This window comes from Actinoplanes sp. NPDC051513 (assembly GCF_044454685.1).
Classification (GTDB): Bacteria; Actinomycetota; Actinomycetes; order Mycobacteriales; family Micromonosporaceae; genus Actinoplanes.
In genome coordinates, this window is the sequence record NZ_JBITDW010000002.1 from 38,772 (window position 1) to 62,607 (window position 23,836).

The window sequence follows — 23,836 nt, forward strand, 5'->3', positions numbered from 1 at the left end:
GCGGGGGGGGGCGGGGGGGGGGTTCTCCCCTTGCCCCCCCCCCCCCCGGGGTTGTCGGGGGGGGCCGGGGGGGGGGGGGCCCGCCCCCCGCGGCGGCCCCCCCCCCCCCCCGCGGGCCGGCCACTCGACTACGTTGAGCGCCATGGCACGTACGCGAAAGACCGCGCCAGCGCCCACGGCGACCGCCACCGCCGTGCACATCCGGGCGCTGTTGCCGAGCCTGCAGCCGTCGATGCGGCAGGTGGGCGAAAAGGTGCTGGCCGACGCCACCGCCACGGCCACGCTCACGGTCACCGAGCTCGCGCTCGCCTCCGGGGTGTCCGAGACGACGGTCGTCCGGTTCTGCAAGGCGATCGGCTTCCCGGGCTACCCGCAACTGAGGCTGGCGCTGGCGGCCGAGGCCGGGCGGGCGGAGGGCGCCGACCGCAACGGCCGCGAGCTCGACACCGACATCGAGCGCGGCGACGACCTCGCCCGGGTGGTCGAGAAGATCGCCTTCGCCGACGCCCGCGCCGTCGAGGAGACCGGCGCCCAGCTCGACATCGTCGCGCTCGAGCGGGTCGTCGAGGCTCTGGTCCGGGCCGAGCGGGTCGACCTGTACGGGGTGGGCGCCAGCGCCTTCGTCGCCCTCGACTTCCAGCAGAAGCTGCACCGCATCGGCCGGGTGGCGTTCGCCTGGCCGGACACCCACGTCGCGCTGACCAGCGCGGCTCTGCTGCGGCCGGGCGACGTGGCGATCGGAATCTCGCACACCGGCACCACCACCGACACCATCGACGCGGTGACCGAGGCCCGCGCGCACGGCGCCACCACCGTCGCCCTGACCAACTTCCCGCGCTCGCCGATCGCCCGGGCCGCCGAGCACGTCCTCACCACGGCCGCGCGGGAGACCACCTTCCGGTCGGGCGCCACCGCGAGCCGCCTGGCCCAGCTCACGGTGGTGGACTGCCTGTTCGTCGGGGTGGCGCAGCGGACGTACGACCGGACGCTGGCCGCCCTCGACGCCACCCGCGCCGCGGTCGGCTCCCGGCACACGTCCTCACCCCGGCGGTCACCTCGCTAGGAGCGCGTGCCGCACGTCCTCACCCCGGCGGTCACCCCGCTGGCAGCGCGTGCCGCACGTCCTCACCCCGGCGGTCGGCCCGCTGGCAGCGCGTGCCGCACGTCCTCACCCTGGCGGTCGGCCCGCCAGGAGCGCGTGCACTTGCGCGAGCCGCTCGTCGGACCAGTGCGGGCGGATGCTTCGCACGGCCAGCCACGCGGCGCCGGCGATCCCGTCGGCCGCTGTCAGCACGTCGCCCGGGAACCGCTCGGCGATCAGGCGCCGGACCCGCCGGCCAACCGGAGAATCCGCCTCGCGCACCACGCTGCCGTTCAGCACCAGCGGGCCGGTCTCGTGCGGCCCGCGGACGTCGCCGACGAGCCGGGCCAGCCGCGCCGCGGCGTCGTCGCAGATGGCAGCGGCCACCGCGTCCCCAGCCGCTTCGGCCTCGACCACCAGGGGCGCCAGCGTGGCCAGCTCGATCGGCGGCCGGGCGGCGACCGCGCGGATCAGCGCGGACCGGTATCGGTGTGCCGGGCCGATCGGCGGTCCGTCGAGCAGTCGGTCGGACACCGTGCCGGTCAGCGCCGTCTCCGGCCCGGTGCCGCCGATCGCGGCGATCGCCGCCCGCACCGCCTCCCGGCCGATCCAGTACGCCGAGCCCTCGTCGCCCAGCAGCCAGCCCAGTCCGTCGGAGGTCGACGTGGTGTGGCGGTCCCGGATCCGCACGGCCATGGCGCCGGTGCCGGCCAGCAGCACCGTGCCGTCCGGGTGGGGCGTGGCCGAGCTGAACGCGACCTCGGCGTCCCCCACGAACTCGGGCCGGGCCGCGACGTGCGCGGCGGCCAGCGCGCCGGCGAAGGCCTGCGCCGCCCGCTCGTCGTCGAGGGTCGCGCGCCCCGCGACGCCGATGACGACGGCGGCCACCGCGCGCGGGTCGAGGCCCGCCAGGGCCCGCCGGGTCGCGCTGCCGAGCTCGGCGGCGGCCCGCTCCACGCCGTGCGTGGTGGGATTCCCGCCGGCGCCCTGCACGGTGGCCAGCCGCGCTCCGGCGGTGGTGGCTACCGTGAGGCGGGTCGACGTGCCGCCGAGGTCGGCGCCGATGACCATCTCATCCACGGCGTCGCCTCCCACTCGACGGTCAGGCCGGCAGAGCTGCCTCGATCGCGGACACCACCGACTCGTCCTCGGGCGCCGTCCGCGGGCCGAACCGGACGACCGAGCCGTCCGGAGCGACCAGGAACTTCTCGAAGTTCCAGCGGATGTCGCCGGCGTAGCCCTCGGCGTCGGGCACGGTCACCAGCTCGGCGTACAGGGCGTGCCGGTTGTCGCCGTTGACCTCGATCTTCTCGGTGAGTGGGAAGGTGACGCCGTAGGTGGCCGAGCAGAACTCGGCGATCTCGTCCGCGGTGCCCGGCTCCTGGCCGCCGAACTGGTTGCACGGGACGCCAAGGACAGTGAAGCCACGGCCGGCGTACCGCTCCTGCAGCCGCTCGAGGCCGTTGTACTGCGGCGTGAGGCCGCACTTGGACGCCACGTTCACCACGAGAGTGGCAACGCCGGGGCGGGGGCCGAGCCGGATCGAGGGGTCGGTCCCACCGGGAATGGTCACGTCGAAGATCGTCATGAAGGCCAGGATAGTGGCGTCGCGGGATCAGCCGATTTTCTGTGGCCTGCCCCAGGCCGGTCCCCGCGGGATCTGCTGGCCGGCCCGGTCGGCCGGATCGTCGCCGGGCGGAATCGCGATCGCGACCTGCTCGCCGTTCACCGCGGGCGCCCCCCGGGCCGTCGTCGAGTCGCTGCCGGGGCGACCGGAAGCCGGACTGCTCGTAAAGAGCTCGAAACAAAGTCTTGAACCGTCCGTGCTGCCGGGCGTAGCCTCTGCTTAATCGATGAAGCACCGGAAGAGCTGAATCGATGAAGCACGCGTGACCTGCGACGAAGCGGCCGAGGCCGTGCCATCCCTGTGCTGGGCTGTCATGAAGGAGAGTCATGAAGAACAAGCGAGTCCTAGCCGCCCTGGCAGCCTCCGCCGCTGCCGGGCTGCTGCTGAGCGCCTGCGGCGGCGGAGGAGGCGGCAGCGATGCGGGATCGGGCCCGGTGAGCCTGACGGTCTGGACCGGCTTCACCGGCGGCGACCGCCCCGGCTACGAGCAGATCGTCACCGACTTCAACGCGGCGCACCCGGACATCAAGGTGACGATGACCGTGCAGCCGTGGGACACGATCCAGCAGAAGCTGCCGTCGGCCTGGCTCACCGGCCAGGGCCCGGACATCGCGGCGCCCTCGTCCGACCCGAACGCGATCGCGCAGTACGTCAAGACCAACTCGGTCCTCGCGCTGACCGCGACCGGCGCGGGCGACGACAAGATCAACTCTGATCAGTTCGCCCCGGCGCTGGTCAAGGAGTTCACCTACAACGACAAGCTGTACGCGGTGCCGGCGAACTACGCGACGCTGAGCCTCTACTACAACAAGAAGATGTTCGCCGCCGCGGGCATCAGCAAGCCCCCGGCCACGGTGGCCGAGCTCCAGGAGGACGCCGCCAAGCTGACCACGGGCGGAAACTACGGCCTGGTGCTGGCCGACAACAACACCATCCAGATGTGGCCGGTCCTGCAATGGCTCAGCGGCGGCGACATCGTCGGCGCCGACAACTGCAGCGTCATCGGCACGCCGGAGGGCCAGGCCAGCCTCCAGCCCTGGGTCGACCTGGTCAAGAACAAGAAAATCTCGCCGATCGGCCTGACCGGCGCCGAGGCCGACTCGATCTTCTCGGCCGGCAAGGCGGCCATGGAGATCAACGGACCGTGGGCGGCGCCCGGCTACAAGTCGGCCGGCGTCGACCTCGGCATCGCCGCCATCCCGACCGGTACGAACGGCCAATCGGTCACCCTCGGCTCGACCGCGCCGCTCGCCGTGAGCGCCAAGACCAAGCACGCCGGCCAGGCGCAGCAGTTCCTCGCCTACTGGACCAGCAAGACCGCGCAGCTGAAGTTCTCGCAGTCGACCGGCTTCCCGCCGCTGCGCACCGACCTGGCCGACGACGCCCAGCTCAAATCCGACCCGACGGTGAGCGTCTTCGCCGGCCAGGTGCCGAACGCCAGGCTCTACCTGCCGCAGGTGCCGAACGCCACCAAGGTCGACAGCGACGCGTACGTGCCGCTGATCCAGAAGATCACCCGCGACGGCGACATCGCCGGCGGGACGGCGGCGGCCGCGAGCCAGATCAACCAACTGACCGGCTGCGCCAAGTGAGGGAAGGCAAGTGACCAAGGCACGGCCATGGTTCTTCATGGGCCCCAGCCTGCTGATCCTCGGCCTGTTCGTGCTGTGGCCGATCGTCCAGTCGCTGTGGTACAGCCTGCACGACTGGACGATCGGCGCCGCGGAGCAGCCGTGGGTCGGGCTCGGCAACTACACCAAGCTGTTCCAGGACCCGCAGTTCCAGCGGGCGCTGGGCAACACGCTGATCATCACGGTCGCCTCGACGGCCGTGCTGGTCACCGTCGGACTCGGCCTGGCGCTCGCGCTGACCTCGGAGAACATCGTCAGCCGGGTGATCCGGTCGGCGTTCTTCTTCCCGACGGTCATCTCGCTGACCACGGTCGGCATGGTGTGGCGGTTCCTGCTCGACCCGGACATCGGCCTGGTCGGCGGCGTGAGCCGGGCGCTGGGGCTGGGCGCGGTCAACTGGCTGCAGTCGACCGCGCTCGCCCTGCCGACGGTCATCTTCGTGAACGTGTGGAAGAGCGCCGGCTTCGTGATGATCGTGCTGGTGGCCGGCCTCAAGGCCATCCCGGGCGAGTACTACGAGGCGGCGGCGCTCGACGGGGCCAGACGCCTGCAACTTTTGCGGTACGTGACGCTGCCCGCGCTGCGCCCCACGATGCTGTTCGTCACGTTCATCGTCACGATCCAGTCGCTGCAGCTGTTCGACCTCGTCTACGTGATGACCGGCGGCGGGCCGCTGTTCCACACCGACACCCTGGTCACCAAGCTCTACCGCGACGGGTTCACCAACTACCAGACCGGGTACGCCGCGGCCACCTCGTGGGTGCTGTTCATCGTCGTCGTGCTCGTCTCGGTCCTCCAGCTACGGATCTTCAGGTACAACGATGCTGACTAAAGCAACGGGACCGACCAGAACACTCAAGTGGGTCTACGTCGGCATCGGCCTGGTGCTGGCCCTCGTGCCGATCATCTGGACCGTGGCCGGCTCGTTCCGCACCGAGACCGACCTTTTCGGGCACCCGGCCGGCCTGATCCCGCATCACTGGACGCTGCACGGCTACGAGGGCGTCTGGAGCCAGCTGCCGTTCCTGCGGTTGCTCGGGAACAGCGTGGTCTTCGCGGGCATCACCACGGCGCTCACCATCCTGTTCGACTCGCTGTGCGCGTACGCGTTGGCCCGCCTGGAATTTCGCGGCCGCAACGTGGCCTTCTGGCTGGTGCTGGTGACGCTCATGGTGCCGTTCCAGGTGACCCTGATCCCGGTCTTCGTCGAGCTGTTCCACCTCGGCTGGCTCGACACCTACCAGGGCCTGATCGTCCCCCGGGCGACCAGCGCGTTCGGCATCTTCCTGTTCCGCCAGTTCTTCATGAGCATCCCGCGCGAGCTGGACGAGGCCGCGCGCATCGACGGCGCCGGGCACCTGCGCATCTACTGGCGGATCATCCTGCCGCTGGCCAAGCCGGCCATCGCCACGGTCGCCCTGCTCAACTTCACCAACCTCTGGAACGACCTGCTGTGGCCCCTGGTGGTCAGCAGCTCGCCGGACATGCAGACGCTGCCGGCCGGTCTCGCCCTCTTCGGCGGCCAGCACGTCACCGATCACGCGGTGCTGCTCGCGGGCGCCGTCATCTCCCTCCTACCGATCGCGGTCGCCTTCTTCCTCGCGCAGCGCTACTTCGTTGCCGGCATCTCGACCAGCGGCCTGAAATGAGCGCCACGTGTATCTGAACCACGACGATTTCCGCCTGCTGGTGGGAATCGAGGACACCTGTGTCTACCCACCGGCCGGCTCGGCCATGGCCCGGCTCGACGAGCACGCCCTGACCGGCCACGACCGGAACTGGCGCGAGGACATGGCGGCGGCCGCGCGCTTCGGCGCGAGCGGTTTGCGGTACGGCGTGAGCTGGCCCCGCATCAGCCCGGCGCCCGGCGTCCACGACTGGTCGGAGCTCGACGAACGGCTCGAGTTCGCCACCCGCGAACTGGGCCTGACCGTCATCGCCGACCTCGTCCACTACGGAACCCCGACGTGGCTGGACGGCGCCTTCGCCGACCCGCGCTACCCGTCGGCGATCGCGGAATTCGCGTCCGCGTTCGCCGCCCGGTACCGCGGGATGGTCGACCACATCACGCCGCTGAACGAGCCGCTCACCACCGCGTCGTTCTGCGGCCTGCGCGGCGTCTGGCCGCCCGCCCTGACCGGCTGGCCGGGCTGGGTGACGGTCACCATGTCCATCGTGGACGGAATTCGCCGCACGGTCGCCGGGGTGCGGTCCGTCAACCCGGACGCGGTGATCGTGCACGTCGAGGCGGCGACCCTGTACGAGACGCAGGACGACACCCTGGCCGAGCACACCGGGCTGCTCGCGGGAATCGGTTACCTGCCAACGGAATTGCTCCTCGGCCGGGTCTTCGCCGACCACCCGCTGCGAGCCTGGCTGATCTCGCACGGCGCGCCGGTGGCCGCCCTCGACGGCTTCCTGGCCGACCCGCCCACGCTCGACGTGCTCGGCGTGAACTACTACCCCGACCTGACGCCCAGGGTGATCGAGCGGGTGGACGGTCAGATCCGCCAGGTCACCGCCAACCGCTGGACCGCCGGCCTGGAGGAGGCGCTGCGCACCGCGGCCGAGCGGTTCGGCCTGCCGCTGACGGTCACCGAGACCAGCATCGAGGGCGACGAGAGCACCCGCCGGCGCTGGGCCGAGGAATCGATCGCGGCGGTGCGGCGGCTGCGCGCGGACGGCCTCGACATCCGCGGCTACACCTGGTGGCCGCTGCTCGACTTCGTCGACTGGTCCTACGCGTCCGGCGGCCGCAACGTCGAGGAGTTCGTGCTCGACCCCACCGGGGCCGCTACGCCGGCCGCCGAGATGTATGCCGACGTGGCCGACGGGGTCACGCCGTTCCTGCGCCGGATGGGGCTGATCGGCCTGACCGAGGACGCCGACGGGAACCTGCTGCGGTCCGACACCGAGGCGGCCGCCGCGTACACAAAGGAGGCCGGGGCGTGATGCGTGCCTCTCGCCAGACTGCGCCGGCGCCGCGGCCGCAGCTGATCCGCGAGCATTGGGCCGACCTGTCGGGGGAGTGGCGGTTCGCCTACGACCGGCTCCCCGAGACCTGGGAGCGCACCATCGTCGTGCCGTTCCCGCCCGAGTCGCCGCTGTCCGGGATCGGCGACACCGGCATCCACGATGTCGTTTGGTACCAACGGAATCTGAGTTGGGAGCAGATCGCGGCGGCGGGTTTCGACGCCGTGAGCCGGCCCCGCCTGGTGCTGCGGTTCGGCGCGGTCGACTACCGCTGCACGGTCTGGCTCAACGGCGCCAAGCTCGGCGACCACGAGGGCGGCCACACGCCGTTCGGCTTCGACATCCAGGATCACCTGCGTCAAGACCAAGACCAGATTCTCACCGTACGGGCGGAGGACCGCGCCGGCGATGTGGGGCAGCCGCGCGGCAAGCAGGACTGGCAGCGGGACGCGCACGTCGTCTGGTACGACCGGACGACCGGGATCTGGCAACCGGTGTGGCTCGAGGCGACCGCCGCGGTGGCCGTCGAGAGTCTGCATTGGACGGTCGACCTGCCCGGCGCGACCGTGCGGGCCGAGATCGGGCTCAACCGGCCGCCGCTGCCGGGCACTTCGTGCGAGATCGAGCTGCGGCACGGTGACACCGTGCTGGGGGCTCTGTCTTTCGGGCTGGGCGAACAGCGCGCGACCGCCACGGTCACCCTTCCGGGGCAGGCCAACGGTCAGGCGTACGAGGAACTGCTCTGGTCCCCGCAGCGGCCGACGCTGATCGACGCGACTGTGCGGATCGGCGGCGACCAGGTCGCCTCCTATCTGGGCCTGCGCTCGGTCTCGGTGGCCGACGGGCGGTTTCTGCTCAACGACCGGCCGCTGTATCTGCGATCGGTGCTGAGCCAAGGATTCTGGCCGCGGTCCCACCTCGCCGCGCCGAGCCCGCAGGCCCTCGAGGACGAGGTGCGGCTCATCCTCGCCCTCGGCTTCAACGCGGCCCGGGTGCACCAGAAGGCCGAGGACCCGCGCTTCCTCTACTGGGCCGACCGGCACGGCCTGCTGCTGTGGGGCGAGGCGCCGGCCGCGTACGAGTTCTCGCCGGTTTCCATCGGGCGCACCACCCGCGAATGGCTCGAGGTGCTCGAACGCGACCGCTCGCACCCGTCGATCGTCACCTGGGTCCCGCACAACGAGAGCTGGGGCATCCAGCACATCGCCCACGACCCGCGGCAGGCCGCCTTCGCCCGGGGACTGGCCGAGCTGACCCGGGCCGTCGACGGCACCCGGCCGGTGATCTCCAACGACGGCTGGGAGCACGCCGGATCCGACATCCTCACCGTGCACGACTACGACGCCGACCCTTCGTCGCTGCGGGAGCGCTACGGGCCGGGCGCGCCTTCTCGCCTGGCTCGCGGCATCGGGCCGGCGGGGCGGCAGATGACAGTAGGTCCGGAATTCGATCCTTCGGCGCCGCTGATGCTCACCGAGTTCGGCGGCGTCAAGTACGCGCCGGAATCGTCGTCGTGGGGCTACTCGGTGGCCGCGTCCCGATCGCAGTTCGAGTCGCAGCTGCGGGCGATCTACGACGCGCTGCGGGCGTCGCCGACGCTGGCCGGCACCTGCTACACCCAGCTCACCGACACCATGCAGGAGGCGAACGGCCTGCTCACCGCCGACCGTGAACCGAAGCTCGACATCGCGCTGATCCGCTCGATCGTGTCAGGCACACCCGCATGAGGCCCGGTACCGGAAGGTGACGTCCATCTGACGCCGGCTCCAGCCGCCGGTACGGCCGTCGATGAGCTCCAGCAGCCGCCCGGTCGCCACCGCGGCCATCTCCTCGGCCGGCACCGCCACCGTCGAGATGGCCGGGGTGGTGACCCGGGACAGCCCGAAGTCGTCGAACCCGATCAGCGCCACGTCCCCCGGCACGTCGCGCCCGCGCCCGCGCAACGCGGTCAGCGCGCCGAACGCCATGTCGTCGTTGGCGGCCACGATCCCGTCGAACCAGTCGCCCTCGGCCAGCCGGCGGCCGGACTCCTCGCTGAAGTCGCCCTCCAGCGCTACCGCCTCCGCCTCGATGCCGTGCGCGGCGACCGCGTCGCGGAAGCCGTCGCGCCGGTCGACGCCGGTCTGGTGGTCGAGCGGGCCGGTCAGGTGCAGCAGACGGCGGCGGCCGTGTGCCACGATCAGGTGCTCGGTCGCCTGCCGGGACGCCGTCCGATCGTCGACGCCGACCGTGATCGCGTCGGCGAGCTGCGGGAAATTGCCGATCAGCACCAGCGGCAGCCCGCTGGCCAGCAGCCGGCCGACCGTCTCGTCCTCGATCGCCGCGCTGGTCAGGATCGCGCCGTCGGCGCTGTGCGAGCGCATCACCCGCTCGTACGCCGTGAGCCCGCGCGCCTCGTCGGCGTTGGTGGCGATGAGCACCTGGGTGTCGTGCTCGTTGGCCACCGACGTCACGCCGCTGAGCACATGCATGAAATAGCTGTGGCCGAAGACATGCTTCGAGGTGGTCGGGACGATCAGGGCGACCGCCCCGGCCCGCTGCCGCCGCAGAGCCCGCGCGGCGGAACTGCCCACGTACCCGATCTCGGCCGCGACGGCGCGGACCTGCGCCTTGGTCGCGGGGCTGATCCGGTCGCTGTCGCGCAACGCCATCGAGCACGCCGCCGCCGTGATCCCGACGCGGTCGGCCACATCTTGCAGGGTGACCCGCCGGTCGGCGCGCTTGGCCGGGCTCACGACCGTGTCCGCTTCATCGATTAATCTTAGCCAGGCCGCCCGCCTTTCCGGGCCCGGCAAGGCAGACCCTAATGCTCGGCCGTCCGCACGCCGCGTCCGTTCATCCGTTGCCGTCGCCGTTGTTGCGGAGTGAGCGCAGCAGGACCCGCGAGACGTCGATGACCTGAAGCTCCTCGGGGGCCTTGCCCTGCTGTTTGCGGACGGCTGCGCCGTCGGTGAGCATGACGATGCAGAACGGGCAGGCCGCGGTGATCAGCTCGGCGCCGGTGCCGATCGCCTCGTCGGTGCGGGTCTCGTTGATGCGGGTGCCGATGGTCTCCTCCATCCACATGCGGGCGCCGCCGGCGCCGCAGCAGAAGGACGTCTCGCGGTTCCTGGGCATCTCGGTTAGGCGTACGCCGGGGACGCCGGCGAGGATTTCGCGGGGCGGGCTGAAGACGCGGTTGTGCCGGCCGAGGTAACACGGGTCGTGGTAGGTGACGTCGGCGTCGACCGGGTGCACGGGCACGAGCTTGTGCTCGGCGACCAGGCGGGAGAGCAGCTGGGTGTGGTGCAGGACCTCGTAGTTGCCGCCGAGCTGCCGGTACTCGTTGCCCAGCGCGTTGAAGCAGTGGGCGCAGGTGACCACGATCCGCTTCGCGCCGGCGGCGTCGAGGGTCTCGATGTTCTGCTTGGCAAGCTCCTGGAACAGCAGCTCCTGGCCCAGCCGGCGGGCCGCGTCGCCGGTGCAGGTCTCGGCGCCCCCGAGAACCATGAACTGGACGCCGGCCTCGTGCAGCAGTTCCGCCACCGCGCGGGTGGTCTTCTTGGCGTTCTCGTCCAGCGCGCCGGCGCAGCCGACCCAGAGCAGGTGGTCGACGTCGTCGGGGAGGGTCTGTCCCTCTTCGAGCACGCGTACGTCGAAGGGAAGCCCGGACATCCACTCGAGCCGCGCCTGCGCGCCCCGGCCCCACGGGTCGCCGCTGCGCTCGAGGTTGCGCAGCAGCGTGTGGGCCTCCTTGGGGAACTGCGACTCGATCAGGACCTGGTACCGGCGCATGTCGACGATGTGATCGACGTGCTCGATGTCGACGGGGCACTGCTCGACGCAGGCGCCGCAGGTGACGCACGACCACAGGACGTCCGGGTCGATCACGCCGCCCTCGTCGGCCGTCCCGACCAGCGGACGCTCGAGCTCGGCCAGCACGTCCTTGGGCAGGGCCGCCCGCTCCTCGTCCGAGGTGGCGAGCAGGTACGGCGCCTTGGCCGCGGCGTGGTCGCGCAGGCTCATGATCAGCAACTTGGGGCTCAGCGGCTTCTCGGTGTTCCACGCCGGGCATTGCGACTGGCAGCGCCCGCACTCGGTGCAGGTGCCGAAGTCCAGCATGCCCTTCCAGGTGAAGTCCTCGATGACCCCGCGGCCGATCTTGTCGTCCTCGCCGGGATCCTCGAAGTCGACTTCCTTGCCGCCGGAGTACACCGGCAGCAGCGCGCCCAGCGCCCGCGGCCGGCGGGAGAACGCCACGTTGAGCGGCGCCAGGAAGATGTGCAGATGCTTCGAGTAGAGGACGAGCACCAGGAAGCCGAGCACGACACCCAGCGAGAGAAGCAGGCCCACGGTCTCGAACACGTCGTTGGCCGTGCGACCGGCCGGCGCCAGCAGGCGGGCCACCGCTTCGGACGCGAACGCGCCATTGGCGTACGGGAAATTGCCGGTGTTGATCTGTGCTCCCCGGTAGAGAAGCAGGGTCCACATCACGTTGAAGATCATGAACAGGACGAGCCAGGCGGGTCCCAGGTGCGAACCGAAGAACCGGGATCGGCGGCCCTCGCGCTCGGGGCTCTGGCGCAGGCGGATGACGGCGAACACGGCCAGGCCGCAGAGCACCGCCACGATGAAGAGGTCCTCGAGGAACCCCAGCCAGGCCTGGGTGCCGATGAGCGGGATGTGGAAGTCGCGCTGGAACAGCGCGCCGAACCCCTCGACGATCGTGGCGAGCAGGACGGTGAATCCCCAGAACACCGCGAAGTGCGCCGCGCCGGGAACGCTCCACTTCAGGAGCTTGCGCTGCCCGAGGACCTCGGTCGCCACCGCCAGCGAGCGCTTTCCCACGCCCTGCGTACGGCCGGGCTCCACCGGCTGCCCGCTACGCCCGAGCCGGTAGAGCATGAACGCGCGGCGACCGGCCACGGCGAACACGGCCAGCGTGATCACCAGGCCGAGCACGAGTCGTACGACCACCCTTATGCCTCCGAATCGTCCGTGGTGCCGATCATGGGTTGAGCCCGGCGTCGTTCGATCTCGGCGAGCAGCTCCGGCACGACCCGGTGCACGTCGCCGACCGCGCCGAGATCGGACAGCTGGAAGATCGGGGCGGACACATCGCTGTCGATCGCGACGATCGTCCCGGCGCCGCGCATGCCCGCGCGGTGCCGCAGCGAGCCGGAGATCCCCAGGGTCAGGTAGAGGCTGGGATGGACGATCGTGCCCACCTGGTCGACCTGCATCTCCGGCGGGCACCATCCCAGTTCGGCCGCGGCGTGCGATCCGGCGGGCACCCCGTCGAGCGCCGCGGCGAGCTGCCGGACCAGCTCGAACCCGGCCCGGGACCCGACGCCGCGGCCGCCGGCGACGATCACCGCGGCGGTGGACAGTTCCCGCGGCCTCGTGCGGCCCCGGGCGAGCAGCCGGACGGCGCGTACGCGGTCGGGAAAGGGCACCCGGATCGGGTTGATCGCCGGGGTCGCCGGCGCGGGAGTGACCGCGACGTGCTCGGTCCGTACGGCGAGGATCGGGACGCCGCGCACGACGCTGGACTCCACCAGGTAGGCGCCGCCATGGACCGACTGCACGGCGACGGGGCCGTCCCTCCCGGCCGTCACGCCGGTCACGTCGCTCAGGATCCCGGAGTCCAGGCGTACCGCGACGCGCCCGGCGATCTCCAGGCCGTCGCGGCCGGAGGCGATCAGGATCGCGGCGGGCGACGGCCGGCGGCGCGCCAGATGGACCAGCATCTCGACCCGGGCGGCCACCGGGTGCTCGTCCACCTCGGGGGCCGTCACCGCGTAGATCGTCGTCGCGCCGAAGCGGCCCAGCGTCGCGGTGCTCGCCTGGTCGGGTGAGCCGCCGAGCACGACCGCCGGCGTGCCGATCCGCCGGGCGAGGGTGAGCAGCGCGCAGGTGGCGCGGGCCTTGCCCGGTCCGGCCAGCACCAGGACCTCCGCCATGCACGCCTCCCGGTCTCGGCCTACAGGAACTGGCGCTCGGCCAGGAAATCGGCGAGGCGGACCGCCACGCTCGCCGGGTCGCCCATGGCGAGCACGTCGCGCCGGCCACCCCGTCGCGGCGTCGCCGCGCGGACGACCGACGCCGAGCCGGCCAGGCCGACCTCGGCCGGCTCGATGCCGAGGGTGGCCAGCGTCCAGACGGAGATCGGTTTGTCCCGGGCATCCAGCCGGGACATGTACCTCGGATAGTGCGGCTCGCCGCAGCGCTCGGTCACCGAGACCACCAGCGGCGGCGCGGCGACGAACACCCGCCGGTCACCGCACCCGTCGTCGCGGTGGATCTCGACGCTCCGCTCGCGCACGATCAGCTGGTCGGCGAAGCAGAGCGCCGGCACGCCCAGCCGCTCGGCGACCATGGCCGGCACCGCCGACATGCCCGAGTCGGCCGATGCGGCTCCGCACAGCACCAGGTCGAACCCGAGGCGGTCGACCGCGGCGGCGAGCACCCGCGAGGTGGCCAGCGCGTCCGACCCGTGCAGCGCGTCGTCCTGGACGTGGACGGCGGTGCCGGCGCCGAGCACCAGCGCGGTCCGCAGGGCGCCCACCGCGCCGGGCGGACCCATCGTGACCGCCGTGATCTGCACGTCCCGGCGGCGTACGGCGATCTGCAGGCTCTGATCGACGGCGCACCAGTCGGCGGCGTTGAGCCCGGCCGGGCCGGAGTCGCGGATCACCGTGAGGTCGGGCGCGAAAGACAGGCCCGCGTCGGTGGACGGCACCTGCTTGACGAGCACCACGATCCTCATCGCGTGGACCTCCCGTCCGTCCCCGCACGGGGCTGAACGCGAGTTTAGGACGATCGTTGTCGATCTGGCCAGAGCCTCGGCCGCCGGCTTGTGGCGGGCAGGTCAGGGAGGTCGCGCTGACGTGTTGGCCGTCTGTCGGTCGCCGGTCAGGGCTGGATGTTCTCCAGGTCCTCGAGCAGGCTCGGGTGGACCGGCTTCCAGCCGAGCGCCTGCCGGGTGTGCGCGCTGGACGAGGGCTGGTCGGTGGCGAAGATCGGGCCGAGTGGGCCGTACGTCTCGGCCGGCACCGGCTCGACCGGCAGGCCCAGCCGCCGGCCGATGACCGCGGCGATGTCGCGGACCGCGTCGCCCTCGTCGGCCACGGCGTGCCAGGAGGATCCGGCCGGCGCCTGCTCCAGGGCCAGCCGGAAGAGGACCGCCGCGTCGAGCGCGTGCACGGCCGGCCAGCGCTGGGCGCCGTCGCCCGCGTAGCCGGACACGCCGGTGCGGCGGGCGATGCCGGTCAGCAGGCCGGCGAAGCCGCCGTCACCCTGGTTGTGGACGGTGCGCGGCATGCGCACGGCCGTGCTGCGGACCCCGCGCGCGGCCAGCCCCAGGATCGCCGTGACCGTGCGGCCGCGACCGCCGACCGGTCCGTCGGTCGGCAGCGGGTCGGCCTCGGTGGAAGGGCGGCCCGGCACCCACGGCGTGCCCGAGACCGTGACGAGGGGCCGGTCGCTGCCGAGGAGCTCCTCACCTAGGACCGTGAGGGCGGCGGTCTCCTCGGCGATGGCCCGCCCGAGCGCCTCGGGGCTGCTGAAATCGTTGGAGAAGGCCAGGTGGATCACGCCGTCGGCCCGGGCCGCGCCGGCGCGCACGGCGTCGAGATCGGCGAGGCTTCCCGGCAGCGGCTCGGCGCCGGCCGCCTCGAGGGCTTTCGCGGACGCGTCGGAGCGGGCGAGCCCGAGGACGGTGTGGCCGTTGGCGAGGAGCTCGGCGACCACGGCGGAGCCGATCAGGCCGGTGCCGCCGGTGATGAAGACGTGCATGGATCTCTCCCGCAAGTGATGGGACTCTTGTCCCGTCACACGCTACACCGCGACGGGACAAGAGTCCCATCACCTATGATGGCAACCATGGCACGGTGGGAACCAGGAGCGCGCGAACGACTCGTCGTCGCCGCCGTCGACCTGTTCACCGAGCAGGGTTACGACGCCACCACGGTCACCCAGATCGCGGAGCGGGCCGGGGTCACCAAGAGCACTTTCTTCCGGCACTTCGCCGACAAGCGCGAGCTGCTGGCGGCCGGGCAAGAGGTGCTGAGCAAGCTGCTGACCGAGGGGATCGGCGAGGCGCCCGCCGGCGCCACTCCGCTCGAGGCGGTCGCGGCCGGTCTCGAGCGCGCGTCGAGCGCCATGGGCCCCTGGAACCGGGAGCTCGGCCCCCGCCTCAAGGCGGCCGTCGCCGCCAGCGCCGAGCTGCAGGAGCGCGACGCCCTCAAGAGCGTCGGCCTCGCGGCCGCGATGACCGCCGCCCTCATCGACCGGGGTGTGGCCGGGCCGACCGCGGCCCTCGCGGGCGAGCTGGGCGTCCTGGCCTTCAAGCGCGGCTACGCGGCCTGGTCCGAAGGCGACCGTGACGCCGCGGACGATCTCGCGCAGCACGCGCTGGCCGCCCTCGACGAACTGCGGGCGGCCAGCGCGTCGCTGGGCTGACCCGATCAGAACATGCCTTGCGGTGTCTCGGCCGCGGCGGGGACGGGCTGGACCACGTCCCAGTGCTCGGCGATCTGCCCGTCCGTGAACCGCCAGATGTCCACGACCGCCACGCCGCGCTCGTCTTCCGCCGTACGCATGAAGTAGTGCATCACGACGAGGTCGCCCTCGGCGACCACCCGCTTGAGCTCGAGCTCCGCCCCGGCGACGGGCGCGGTCGCGATGAAGTCGATGAAGGCGTCGCGTCCCGACGGGTTGCCCGGGCTGTGCTCGATGAAGTCCTCCCGCAGCAGGGTGCGCAGCACGCCGGTGTTGCCCGCTGCGAACTCGCGGAAGCCGTACAGGGCCAGTTCCTTGTTGCTCGTCATGCCGTCACCGTGGCAGCGCCGCCTGGCCGTGTCGATTACATGGGATGTAATGGGGAGCGTGCCGGAGACGTTCGGTGACCTGCTGCGCCGCTGGCGGCGGTCGCGCAACCTGAGCCAGCTCGAGCTGGCGCTGCGGGCCGGTGTCTCGGCCCGGCACGTCAGCTTCGTCGAGACCGGCCGCACCGTTCCGAGCAGCGCCATGGTGCTGCTGCTGGCCGAGCACCTGGCGGTTCCGCTGGGCGATCGCAACCGTCTGCTGGTCGCGGCCGGGCACGCGCCCGCCTTCCGGCATTCCGCGGGGGAAGAGCCTTCCTTCGGGCGGGTACGCGACGCGCTGTCCCGGATCCTGCGAGCGCACGAGCCGTTCCCGGCGGCGGCCGTGGATCGCCGGTGGAACATCGTGCTGGCGAACTCGGGCCTGGCCGTGTTCCTCGACGGCGTCGCCGAAGAGCTGCTGCGCCCGCCGGTCAACATGATGCGGCTGGGCCTGCACCCGCGGGGCCTGGCCGCCCGGATCCGCAACCTGGACGAGGTGCGCGCCCACCTGCTGCCCCGGCTCGCCCGCCAGGCGGACAACAGCGGCGACCCGGAGCTGGCCGCCCTGCACGCCGAGATGGTGTCCTACGGCTCGGACGCGCCGGCCCCGGCACCCGACCCGGCCGACATCGCCCTCACGATCCGCCTCGACCACGCGGGCGCCGAGCTGAGGCTGCTCAGCACGGTCACCACCTTCGGCGCGGCCTTCGGCGTCGCGCTCGACGACATTGCCGTCGAGGCGTATCTGCCGGCCGACGACGAGACCGCTCGCATGTTCCGCATCGCCGGGGAGGACGCCGCTGGTGCCGGGCCTTCAGGGTGGTCCTCGCTGTAGTGGGCGCTTGCCCACTTGAAGTGGGCAAGCGCCCACTTACGGGGCGAGGGCCGCGCCGAGCCGGTTCGCGGCGGTGGTCAGGTGGGCGGGGGTGAGGTGGGAGAAGCTGAGCCGGATGCGGTCCTCGCCGCCGTTGCCGTCGGCGTAGAAGAGCGGGCCGGGAGCGAACGATGTGCCTCGCCGCTCGGCCTCCGGCAGGAGCCGGGTTGCGCTGAGGCCGGGCGGCAGCGCGGCCCACAGGAACCAGCCACCCGCCGGCGCGGCGACCGGCAGGTGTGGCCGCAGGGCCGCCACCAGGGCGTCCCGCTGCGTGCGGTACTCGGCGCGGACCGTGGCTACGTGCCGGTCGTAGGCGCCGGACGCGCCGAAGCAGGACATGGTGGTGGCGACCGCGTGGTTGACGCCGCCGCCGCTGTGCACATAGCCCAGCGTGGCCAGGCGGGCGATCAGCGCGGGGGCGGCGTTGATCCAGCCCAGGCGCAGGCCGGGCGCGACCGTCTTGGCGAAGGAGCCGAGCCGGACGACGCCCTCACCGCCGGACAGGCGCCACAGCGAGGGCGGCGCCTCGCCGTCGTAGGTCAGCTCGCGGTACGTGTCGTCCTCCAGCAGCGTGAGGCCGCTGCGCTGGGCGAGTGAGACCAGGTCACGCCGCCGGTCGAGGGGCAGGCTCCGGCCGGTCGGGTTGGCGAACGTCGGCACCAGGTAGAGCAGCGGGACGCGGCGGCCCTCGGCGCGCAACGTGGCGAGCAGGCCGGCCAGGGCGGCGGGGTCGACGCCGTCCGCGTCGGCGGGGGCCCGCAGCAGGGTGGCGCCGGTGTCGGCGAGGATGCGGAACGCCAGGTGGTAGGTGGGGGAGTCGACCAGGATCACGTCGCCCGGCCCGGCGAGCAGCGATGCGGCCAGCGCCATGCCGTGTGAGGCGCCCGCGGTGACGAACAGCTGCCGGGCCTCGGCGCCGCCGTCCTCGATGGCGTTCAGGTGGGCGGTCAGCCACTCCAGCAGCGGGGCGGGGCCGGTGGGATATCCGTACGTCAGTTGCCGCCAGCCGAATTCGCGGGCCGCGGTGGCGGTGGCCGCGGCCCACTCCTCGACGGGCAGCAGGCCGGGGCGCGGATGCCCCCAACTCAGGTCGAGGATGCCGGGTCGGTGCTCGAACTGGATCATCAGGACTCCGTACCAGGTATGGCCCGTGCGGGGAGGATTCCGTTGCTGAAGAATGACTCATCAGCCGCGTACGGTCGTCGATATGACGCTGCTGCCGGACCGGCAGGAACGGATCGATCGGGCCGCCGAGCGGCATGGCGTGCCGGGGGCGGGGGTCGCCGTCGGGGCGGGCGGTGAGCTGGCCGAGGCGGCCACCGGGGTGGTCAACCGCAACAGTGGGGTCGAGGCCACCCCGGACGCCGTGTTCCAGATCGGATCGGTCACCAAGGTCTGGACGGCGTCGCTGGTCATGCAGCTCGTCGACGAGGGCTGGTCGGCCTGGACGAGCCGGTTCGCCGCTACCTGCCGGAGGCTCGTGCGCCTCGGCCGCAGATCGCCTTCCTCGGGAACGGCCGCTACCTCTACAACACCCGGGCGGTGCCGCGCGAGGAGCCATGAGCCGTGTATCTTGATCGGCAGCGCGTACCAGGGCGCCTCCCGTCCGCGGCAAGCACCGAGTGCACCTGGATTTCTCACCATTGTGCGTATCCATGCGCGTCGTCCGATCGCGCCCGGTTCGCAGCGGGCCCGGGTGACGATGGAGAGACCATGAACGTCAGGAAGCTGCCCGATCACGCGGACACCAGCCAGCTGCGAGCGCAGGCCAAGGAGTTGCGCCGCGCGTACGCCGGTGGCAATCCGGCCGCCGCGGCGCGGGTCCGGGCCGTGCATCCGGAGGCGGACGGCGAGATCTCGTTGCGGGACGCCCAGCTGGTGATCGCGCGGGAGCACGACTTCCCGGGCTGGCGCGACCTCGTCGCGGCGGTCGTCGCCCAGCAGAGCGGCGGCAACGACCTGCACCGCTGGTTCGGCGTCGAGTTGAACAACGGCACCTGGGATGTGCTGAACGCAGGCCTCTCCGACGACAGCCCGCAGATCGAGCGCGAGCGTGCGCTGTACGCGGCGTACGCCTCCACGTATCACTGGATGCAGGCGGGCACCGTGGCCAATCACGGCCGCGGCGAATACATGATCGCCAGCGTGGCGGTCGCCATCGGCCTTCTCGAGGTGGCCGCCCGGCACGCTTCCCGGTACGCCGAGCTGATCGACGCGCACCCGGCGGCGTTCGCCGACTGGGACCGGGCGTTCGCCGCCGAGGCACGCGCCCGGGTGGCGTCCCGGTCCGGCGACCCCGGCGCGGCCGGGCTCAGGGCCGAGGCGATCCGCGCCATCGAAGCGGTCGCCGACCCCGAGGACCGCCGGATCTGCCGCGAGCGGCTGGCCGCGGCGCCGTGGTAGATCAACGTGCGGTGAAGACATGAGTCTCGGCCGGGAACTGGAGCCGTTCTCGTCGAGGTGGCCGGCCAGATCGAAGCTGTGGTCGGCGAAAGGCCGCGCGGCCGCGTCGCCCGGCACCCATCGGACCCGAGGATCGAGGCGAGCCCTCCCGCCCGACGAGCACAGGACACAGCACCTGGCGCACGCGGTCATTATCGATGCGTGACGTGCCCGCGGAGATGCGCGTGCCGGGTGGCCGACATCATTCGCCGCCCGGGTGGGCACTGTTGAGGTCATGCCAGAGCAGGGCGCCACGCCGCGGGAGATGGCCGAGCTCGACCAGGAGGACCGGGAGGAGCGCGAGATCGTCCGGCCGCCGGACGTCAACCAGGAGTCGAACCGGTCGGCGACCCGGCTGGAGCTCTTCTTCGACCTCGCCTTCGTGCTGTTCGTCGCGCGGTGCGCCGACGTGCTGGCCAAGAACGAGTCCTGGCTCGGCGGGCTGACCTTCGCCGCCGTGCTGGTGGTGGGCTGGTGGGCCTGGGCCAGCACGACCCTGTACGCGAACCGGTTCGACACCGACGACGCGGTGTTCCGGCTGCTCACCCTGACCGGCATGGGCGCGGTGATCGCCATGGCCGCCTCGCTCAGCCGGATCGGTGGGGCGGAGAGCCGGTGGTTCGCGCTGGCGTACGTGCTGCTGCGGCTCGTCCTGGTGGCGGGCTACCTACGGGCCTGGCGCCACCTGCCGGACGCCCGGCCGACGGTGCGGCCGTACCTGCTCGGCCACGCCTTCGGCGCCGTCTTCTGGCTGACCTCGCTGGCCGTGCCGGCGCCCGGGCGGTACGTCCTCTGGGGCGTGGGCGTCGCGGTGGACCTGCTCGGCCCCACCCTCGCCGCCCGGCAAAAGGACGCGATTCCGCTGCACATGGAGCATCTGCCGGAACGCTTCGGCCTGTTCGTCATCCTGGTGCTCGGCGAATCGGTGGCGGCCGCGGTGATCGGCGTGCACGAGGGCGGCTGGAAAGGCGGCGTCACCCTGACCGCGGCGCTCGCGTTCGTGGCCACCGCCGCGCTCTGGTGGTCGTACTTCGACCTGTCCGGCGGCGCGGCGAAACGCCGCCTGCTCGAGGAGGGCCACGACCGGACCCGCCAGGGCGTGCACGACTTCTACGTGTACGCGCATCTCCCGGTCGCTATCAGCCTGGCCGCGGTAGCGGTGGGCATGGAGCACGCCATCCTGCACGGCGCCGACGACCATCTGTCGGCCGGCACACGGGCGGTGCTGGCCGCCGGCGTCTCGGGGTACCTGGCCAGCGCCACGGTGATCCAGGCGGGGCTGTCCCGGCAGGTCCGCGCGGCGCTGGTGTGGCCCGGTCTCGGCGTACCCGTCGCCCTCGGCGTGGCCCTGCTGGACCTCCGCCCGCCGGTGCTGCTCGCCCTGCTCGCGGTGATCCTGGTGGCCGGGGTGGCCACCGGGGTCGCCCAGCATCGCGCCGGCGAGATCCGCACCGCGCGCACCTGAGCGTTGCCAGGTGACGCGGGTACGTTTGCTGGCCTATGGTCCGCACCGTCGTCACCGCGCACGGCCTGCGCCGGTGGGCCCTCGTGCTGGGGCTCGTCGTCGTGCTGGCCGCTGTTCCGGTGACGATCGCGGTCTGGCCCGCCCGGGCGTCCGGCGTCGAGCCCGCGACGCTGCGGGCCCGCATCGCGGCCTCCGGTGCGCAGGCCTTTCACGGGTACGCGCAGAGCACCGGCCTGCTCGGGCTGCCCTCGCTGCCCAACCTGGCGCAGGTCACCGCCCTGGTCAGCGGGACCACCGAGATGCGTACGTGGTACGCCGCGCCCGACCGCTGGCGGGTCGACGTCCTCGGCGAGGGCACCGAGCGCGACCTCTACCAGACCCCGCAGGCGCAGTTCGTCTGGGATTTCGGCGACAACCGGCTCACCCGGATCGACGGCGAGCAGCCGGTGCGCCTGCCCCGGGCCGCCGACCTCACCCCGCCCGAGCTCGTCCGGCGCGTGCTGGGCGCGGCCGCCGGCGACCGGATCGAGCCGCTGGGCGGCAAGCGGGTCGCCGGCGTCGAGGCGGCCGGTCTGCGGCTGATCCCGGCCGGCGCCGACACCACCGTGGCCCACGTGGACATCTGGGCCGACCCGGAAAGCGGGCTGCCGGTGCAGGCCGAGGTCACCGCGAAGGGCGGGGTCCGGCCGGTCTTCGTCACCCGTTTCCTGGAACTCCACTTCGGCGCTCCGGACGCCGCGGTGCTGACCCCGCCGGCGCCGCGGCCGGGCATCGGCTACACGACCACCTCGGCGCCGGACATCCTCAGCGCGATCAACCGGCGGCGGCCGGTGTCGCTGCCGGACACGCTGGCCGGGCTTCCGCGCCGCGACGCCGTCGCCGGCCTGTCCGCGGCCGGGGTCTACGGGACCGGCTTGAGCTCGGTGGTGGTGGCCGCGCTGCCCGGGCGCTTCGGCGCGCCCGCGTATCAGCAGATCGAGACGTACGGGCAGAAGATCGAAGGGGCCGACGCCGCCGTGATCGCGACGGGCTTGCTCAGCGTGCTCGCCGTGCGGGCCGGCAACCGTACGTTCCTGGTCGCCGGTCTGGTCGGGACGGCAATGATGCAGCGGGTCGCCGTCGGCCTGGCCGAGGTCACCGGATGATCACCACCCGCGATCTGACCAAGCGCTTCGGTCGCACCGTCGCGGTCGACGGCGTCGACCTCGAAGTGCGCGAAGGCGATCGGTACGGCCTGCTCGGCCCGAACGGCTCCGGCAAGACCACCCTCGTACGCATGCTGCTCGGTCTGGTCTTCGCGACGCGCGGCGAGATCGAGGTGCTCGGGCGGCCGGTGCCCAAACGGGTCCACGAGGTGCTGCCCTCGATCGGCGCCCTGGTCGAGGGCCCGGGCGCGTACCCGAACATGTCCGGGCGCACGAACCTGACGCTGTTCGACGCGGCCGGGCCCGGCGCCTCGCGACGGGGCCGCCGCAAGCGGATCGACGAAGCCTTGGAACGGGTCGGTCTGGCCGGCATCGACCGGCGGCCGGTACGGGCCTACTCGCTGGGCATGCGGCAGCGGCTCGGGCTGGCCGGCGCGCTGCTGCGCAAACCGCGACTGCTGATCCTCGACGAGCCGACCAACGGGCTCGACCCGCGCGGCATCCGGGAGATCCGCGACCTGCTCGCCGAGCTGAACGCCGACGGCGCCACGGTGTTCCTCTCCAGCCACCTGCTCGCCGAGATCGACGCGCTCTGCACCCGGGTCGGCGTGATGGACCGCGGCCGCCTGGTGCTGCAGGACGACCTGGACGATCTGCGCGCGCCCACCGGACGGGTCACCGTCGGCACGCCGACGCCGGACAAGGCGCGGGCCCTGCTGGACGGTCGCGTCGAAGCCTCATCCGGCGAGACCTTGACCGTGCGCCACGACGACCCGGGCCGGTTGAACGCGGAGCTGACCGCGGCCGGGGTGACGGTCACCGCGCTCGCGGTCGAGCGGCGAACCCTGGAACAGATCGTCCTCGACGCGACCACGACCAGTTCGGACCGGGTCGCATGATCCGGGTCGAGCTCGCGAAGCTGTTCCGGCGCCCCCGGACGTACGTGATCGCGAGTCTGCTCTGCGCCCTGCCGCTCATCGTGGCCGTCTTCCTGGCCACCACCCGGATCCCGCCACCGCCCGGTCAGGGCGGCGCGTTCCTGTCCGCGGTGCTGAGCAACGGCTCGCTCTACCCGGCCGCCGCGATGGCGCTGGTGCTGCCGGTCTTCCTGCCGGTGTCGGTGGCGGTGCTGGCCGGCGACGCGGTGGCGGGCGAGGCGGCCGCGGGCACGCTGCGCTACCTGCTGATCCGCCCCGTCGGCCGCACCCGGCTGCTGGTCGCCAAGCTGATCTCGCTGATCACGTTCGTGTTGTTCGCGATCATGGCGGTGCTGCTCACCTCGTACGTGACGGGCCTTGCGCTCTTCGGGGTGGACACGAGCGCGGCGGGAGTCGCCTTGCCGGCCGACGTGACCTCGCTGTCCGGCGTCACCATCAGCCCGGCCGGTCTGGTCCTGCGGCTGCTCGGCACGGTGGCCTACATCGTGATCTCGATGCTCGGGGTGGCCGCGATCGCGCTGTTCCTCTCCACCGTCACCGACTCGGCGCTCGGCGCCGCGATGGGCGCCCTGGCCGTGCTGGTCACCAGCCAGGTGCTGGTGACGCTGGACGCGGCGGCGGCGATCCGGCCCTACCTGCCGACCCGCTACTGGCTGGCCTGGATCGACTTCTTCCGCGAGCCGGTGCTGTGGCGCGACATCGAGCGCGGCGCCGGCATCCAGCTGGTGTATCTGGTGGTGCTGCTCGGCGCGGCCTGGGCCAACTTCCTCACCAAGGACATCTCCGTCTGAACACCTTGGGATGGGGGCCTGTT

General features: G+C 72.3%; 23 protein-coding genes. 14 read left to right on the plus strand and 9 right to left on the minus strand.

The window, feature by feature from the left end:
- The first annotated feature begins 142 nt into the window (after positions 1–142).
- Entirely contained in the window at positions 143–1,063 is a 921-nt protein-coding gene (locus tag ACIA5D_RS05505; protein ID WP_396028643.1) for a MurR/RpiR family transcriptional regulator, read from the plus strand.
- 105 nt (positions 1,064–1,168) lie between these two features.
- On the opposite strand, the gene ACIA5D_RS05510 is transcribed toward ACIA5D_RS05505, so the two are convergent.
- Together ACIA5D_RS05510 and ACIA5D_RS05515 are read right to left on the minus strand one after the other, a co-directional pair.
- Positions 1,169–2,152, minus strand: coding sequence for an N-acetylglucosamine kinase (locus ACIA5D_RS05510; RefSeq protein WP_396029477.1), 984 nt, complete (start codon positions 2,150–2,152; stop codon positions 1,169–1,171).
- Positions 2,153–2,183: 31 nt separating this feature from the next.
- Positions 2,184–2,669: a glutathione peroxidase gene (locus ACIA5D_RS05515; protein ID WP_396028644.1), complete on the minus strand. Its 486-nt coding sequence runs from the start codon at positions 2,667–2,669 to the stop codon at positions 2,184–2,186.
- Positions 2,670–3,034: 365 nt separating this feature from the next.
- Between ACIA5D_RS05515 and ACIA5D_RS05520 the strand changes: the two genes are divergently transcribed.
- From ACIA5D_RS05520 to ACIA5D_RS05540, 5 genes are read left to right on the plus strand one after another with little or no spacing between them, the layout of a single operon-like run.
- Positions 3,035–4,300 carry an ABC transporter substrate-binding protein gene (locus ACIA5D_RS05520; RefSeq protein WP_396028645.1) on the plus strand — a complete coding sequence of 422 codons (1,266 nt, stop codon included), beginning with the start codon at positions 3,035–3,037 and terminating at the stop codon, positions 4,298–4,300.
- A gap of 10 nt (positions 4,301–4,310) precedes the next feature.
- A complete protein-coding gene (locus ACIA5D_RS05525) occupies positions 4,311–5,171 on the plus strand; it encodes a carbohydrate ABC transporter permease (protein WP_396028646.1) in 861 nt (286 codons plus the stop codon).
- Entirely contained in the window at positions 5,161–5,988 is an 828-nt protein-coding gene (locus ACIA5D_RS05530; RefSeq protein WP_396028647.1) for a carbohydrate ABC transporter permease, read from the plus strand. The genes ACIA5D_RS05525 and ACIA5D_RS05530 overlap by 11 nt, the downstream gene beginning before the upstream one ends.
- A 7-nt stretch (positions 5,989–5,995) precedes the next feature.
- Positions 5,996–7,291 (plus strand): family 1 glycosylhydrolase, encoded by a 1,296-nt coding sequence (locus ACIA5D_RS05535; RefSeq protein WP_396028648.1) that lies wholly within the window; start codon positions 5,996–5,998, stop codon positions 7,289–7,291.
- Positions 7,291–9,039, plus strand: a complete 1,749-nt coding sequence (locus ACIA5D_RS05540; protein ID WP_396028649.1) for a glycoside hydrolase family 2 protein — start codon at positions 7,291–7,293, stop codon at positions 9,037–9,039. The genes ACIA5D_RS05535 and ACIA5D_RS05540 overlap by 1 nt, the downstream gene beginning before the upstream one ends.
- On the opposite strand, the gene ACIA5D_RS05545 is transcribed toward ACIA5D_RS05540, so the two are convergent.
- From ACIA5D_RS05545 to ACIA5D_RS05565, 5 genes are all read right to left on the minus strand, one after another.
- Positions 9,022–10,047, minus strand: coding sequence for a LacI family DNA-binding transcriptional regulator (locus tag ACIA5D_RS05545; protein WP_396028650.1), 1,026 nt, complete (start codon positions 10,045–10,047; stop codon positions 9,022–9,024). The two genes, ACIA5D_RS05540 and ACIA5D_RS05545, sit on opposite strands and share 18 nt — an antisense overlap.
- Before the next feature lie 100 nt (positions 10,048–10,147).
- A complete protein-coding gene (locus ACIA5D_RS05550) occupies positions 10,148–12,268 on the minus strand; it encodes a (Fe-S)-binding protein (protein ID WP_396028651.1) in 2,121 nt (706 codons plus the stop codon).
- Between the two features lie 2 nt (positions 12,269–12,270).
- Entirely contained in the window at positions 12,271–13,254 is a 984-nt protein-coding gene (locus tag ACIA5D_RS05555) for an electron transfer flavoprotein subunit alpha/FixB family protein (protein ID WP_396028652.1), read from the minus strand.
- 20 nt (positions 13,255–13,274) lie between these two features.
- Positions 13,275–14,060, minus strand: coding sequence for an electron transfer flavoprotein subunit beta/FixA family protein (locus ACIA5D_RS05560; RefSeq protein ID WP_396028653.1), 786 nt, complete (start codon positions 14,058–14,060; stop codon positions 13,275–13,277).
- A gap of 146 nt (positions 14,061–14,206) precedes the next feature.
- Positions 14,207–15,088 carry an SDR family oxidoreductase gene (locus ACIA5D_RS05565; RefSeq protein ID WP_396028654.1) on the minus strand — a complete coding sequence of 294 codons (882 nt, stop codon included), beginning with the start codon at positions 15,086–15,088 and terminating at the stop codon, positions 14,207–14,209.
- Positions 15,089–15,175: 87 nt separating this feature from the next.
- On the opposite strand from ACIA5D_RS05565, the gene ACIA5D_RS05570 reads away from it, so the two are divergent.
- The gene (locus ACIA5D_RS05570; protein ID WP_396028655.1) at positions 15,176–15,754 is read left to right on the plus strand and encodes a TetR/AcrR family transcriptional regulator; all 579 of its coding nucleotides are present in this window, start codon (positions 15,176–15,178) and stop codon (positions 15,752–15,754) included.
- A gap of 5 nt (positions 15,755–15,759) precedes the next feature.
- Here ACIA5D_RS05570 and ACIA5D_RS05575 read toward each other — a convergent pair whose 3' ends face one another.
- Positions 15,760–16,122, minus strand: a complete 363-nt coding sequence (locus tag ACIA5D_RS05575; RefSeq protein WP_396028656.1) for a nuclear transport factor 2 family protein — start codon at positions 16,120–16,122, stop codon at positions 15,760–15,762.
- A 49-nt stretch (positions 16,123–16,171) separates the two neighbouring features.
- Between ACIA5D_RS05575 and ACIA5D_RS05580 the strand changes: the two genes are divergently transcribed.
- Positions 16,172–16,993, plus strand: a complete 822-nt coding sequence (locus ACIA5D_RS05580; protein WP_396028657.1) for a helix-turn-helix domain-containing protein — start codon at positions 16,172–16,174, stop codon at positions 16,991–16,993.
- Between the two features lie 36 nt (positions 16,994–17,029).
- On the opposite strand, the gene ACIA5D_RS05585 is transcribed toward ACIA5D_RS05580, so the two are convergent.
- Positions 17,030–18,157, minus strand: a complete 1,128-nt coding sequence (locus ACIA5D_RS05585) for a PLP-dependent aminotransferase family protein (RefSeq protein WP_396028658.1) — start codon at positions 18,155–18,157, stop codon at positions 17,030–17,032.
- 82 nt (positions 18,158–18,239) lie between these two features.
- On the opposite strand from ACIA5D_RS05585, the gene ACIA5D_RS05590 reads away from it, so the two are divergent.
- From ACIA5D_RS05590 to ACIA5D_RS05615, 6 genes are all read left to right on the plus strand, one after another.
- Positions 18,240–18,749, plus strand: a complete 510-nt coding sequence (locus ACIA5D_RS05590; protein ID WP_396028659.1) for a serine hydrolase — start codon at positions 18,240–18,242, stop codon at positions 18,747–18,749.
- Positions 18,746–19,435, plus strand: coding sequence for a hypothetical protein (locus ACIA5D_RS05595; RefSeq protein WP_396028660.1), 690 nt, complete (start codon positions 18,746–18,748; stop codon positions 19,433–19,435). Before ACIA5D_RS05590 ends, ACIA5D_RS05595 begins: the two co-directional genes overlap by 4 nt.
- Positions 19,436–19,709: 274 nt before the next feature.
- Positions 19,710–20,939 carry a low temperature requirement protein A gene (locus ACIA5D_RS05600; RefSeq protein ID WP_396028661.1) on the plus strand — a complete coding sequence of 410 codons (1,230 nt, stop codon included), beginning with the start codon at positions 19,710–19,712 and terminating at the stop codon, positions 20,937–20,939.
- 35 nt (positions 20,940–20,974) lie between these two features.
- Positions 20,975–22,084 (plus strand): hypothetical protein, encoded by a 1,110-nt coding sequence (locus ACIA5D_RS05605; protein ID WP_396028662.1) that lies wholly within the window; start codon positions 20,975–20,977, stop codon positions 22,082–22,084.
- Positions 22,081–22,983, plus strand: coding sequence for an ABC transporter ATP-binding protein (locus ACIA5D_RS05610; protein ID WP_396028663.1), 903 nt, complete (start codon positions 22,081–22,083; stop codon positions 22,981–22,983). The genes ACIA5D_RS05605 and ACIA5D_RS05610 overlap by 4 nt, the downstream gene beginning before the upstream one ends.
- The gene (locus ACIA5D_RS05615; protein ID WP_396028664.1) at positions 22,980–23,813 is read left to right on the plus strand and encodes an ABC transporter permease; all 834 of its coding nucleotides are present in this window, start codon (positions 22,980–22,982) and stop codon (positions 23,811–23,813) included. Before ACIA5D_RS05610 ends, ACIA5D_RS05615 begins: the two co-directional genes overlap by 4 nt.
- Positions 23,814–23,836: the final 23 nt, after the last annotated feature.

Bases quoted from the DNA above. Each gene is read 5' to 3' on its own strand.
- ACIA5D_RS05530 (WP_396028647.1), top strand. From the start codon at position 5,161: ATGCTGACTAAAGCAACGGGACCGACCAGAACACTCAAGTGGGTCTAC.
- ACIA5D_RS05575 (WP_396028656.1), bottom strand. From the start codon at position 16,122: ATGACGAGCAACAAGGAACTGGCCCTGTACGGCTTCCGCGAGTTCGCA.
- ACIA5D_RS05570 (WP_396028655.1), top strand. From the start codon at position 15,176: ATGGCACGGTGGGAACCAGGAGCGCGCGAACGACTCGTCGTCGCCGCC.
- ACIA5D_RS05555 (WP_396028652.1), bottom strand. From the start codon at position 13,254: ATGGCGGAGGTCCTGGTGCTGGCCGGACCGGGCAAGGCCCGCGCCACC.
- ACIA5D_RS05515 (WP_396028644.1), bottom strand. From the start codon at position 2,669: ATGACGATCTTCGACGTGACCATTCCCGGTGGGACCGACCCCTCGATC.
- ACIA5D_RS05595 (WP_396028660.1), top strand. From the start codon at position 18,746: ATGAACGTCAGGAAGCTGCCCGATCACGCGGACACCAGCCAGCTGCGA.
- ACIA5D_RS05585 (WP_396028658.1), bottom strand. From the start codon at position 18,157: ATGATCCAGTTCGAGCACCGACCCGGCATCCTCGACCTGAGTTGGGGG.
- ACIA5D_RS05615 (WP_396028664.1), top strand. From the start codon at position 22,980: ATGATCCGGGTCGAGCTCGCGAAGCTGTTCCGGCGCCCCCGGACGTAC.
- ACIA5D_RS05505 (WP_396028643.1), top strand. From the start codon at position 143: ATGGCACGTACGCGAAAGACCGCGCCAGCGCCCACGGCGACCGCCACC.
- ACIA5D_RS05600 (WP_396028661.1), top strand. From the start codon at position 19,710: ATGCCAGAGCAGGGCGCCACGCCGCGGGAGATGGCCGAGCTCGACCAG.
- ACIA5D_RS05560 (WP_396028653.1), bottom strand. From the start codon at position 14,060: ATGAGGATCGTGGTGCTCGTCAAGCAGGTGCCGTCCACCGACGCGGGC.
- ACIA5D_RS05510 (WP_396029477.1), bottom strand. From the start codon at position 2,152: ATGGTCATCGGCGCCGACCTCGGCGGCACGTCGACCCGCCTCACGGTA.
- ACIA5D_RS05540 (WP_396028649.1), top strand. From the start codon at position 7,291: ATGCGTGCCTCTCGCCAGACTGCGCCGGCGCCGCGGCCGCAGCTGATC.
- ACIA5D_RS05520 (WP_396028645.1), top strand. From the start codon at position 3,035: ATGAAGAACAAGCGAGTCCTAGCCGCCCTGGCAGCCTCCGCCGCTGCC.
- ACIA5D_RS05580 (WP_396028657.1), top strand. From the start codon at position 16,172: ATGGGGAGCGTGCCGGAGACGTTCGGTGACCTGCTGCGCCGCTGGCGG.
- ACIA5D_RS05590 (WP_396028659.1), top strand. From the start codon at position 18,240: ATGACGCTGCTGCCGGACCGGCAGGAACGGATCGATCGGGCCGCCGAG.
- ACIA5D_RS05565 (WP_396028654.1), bottom strand. From the start codon at position 15,088: ATGCACGTCTTCATCACCGGCGGCACCGGCCTGATCGGCTCCGCCGTG.
- ACIA5D_RS05610 (WP_396028663.1), top strand. From the start codon at position 22,081: ATGATCACCACCCGCGATCTGACCAAGCGCTTCGGTCGCACCGTCGCG.
- ACIA5D_RS05605 (WP_396028662.1), top strand. From the start codon at position 20,975: ATGGTCCGCACCGTCGTCACCGCGCACGGCCTGCGCCGGTGGGCCCTC.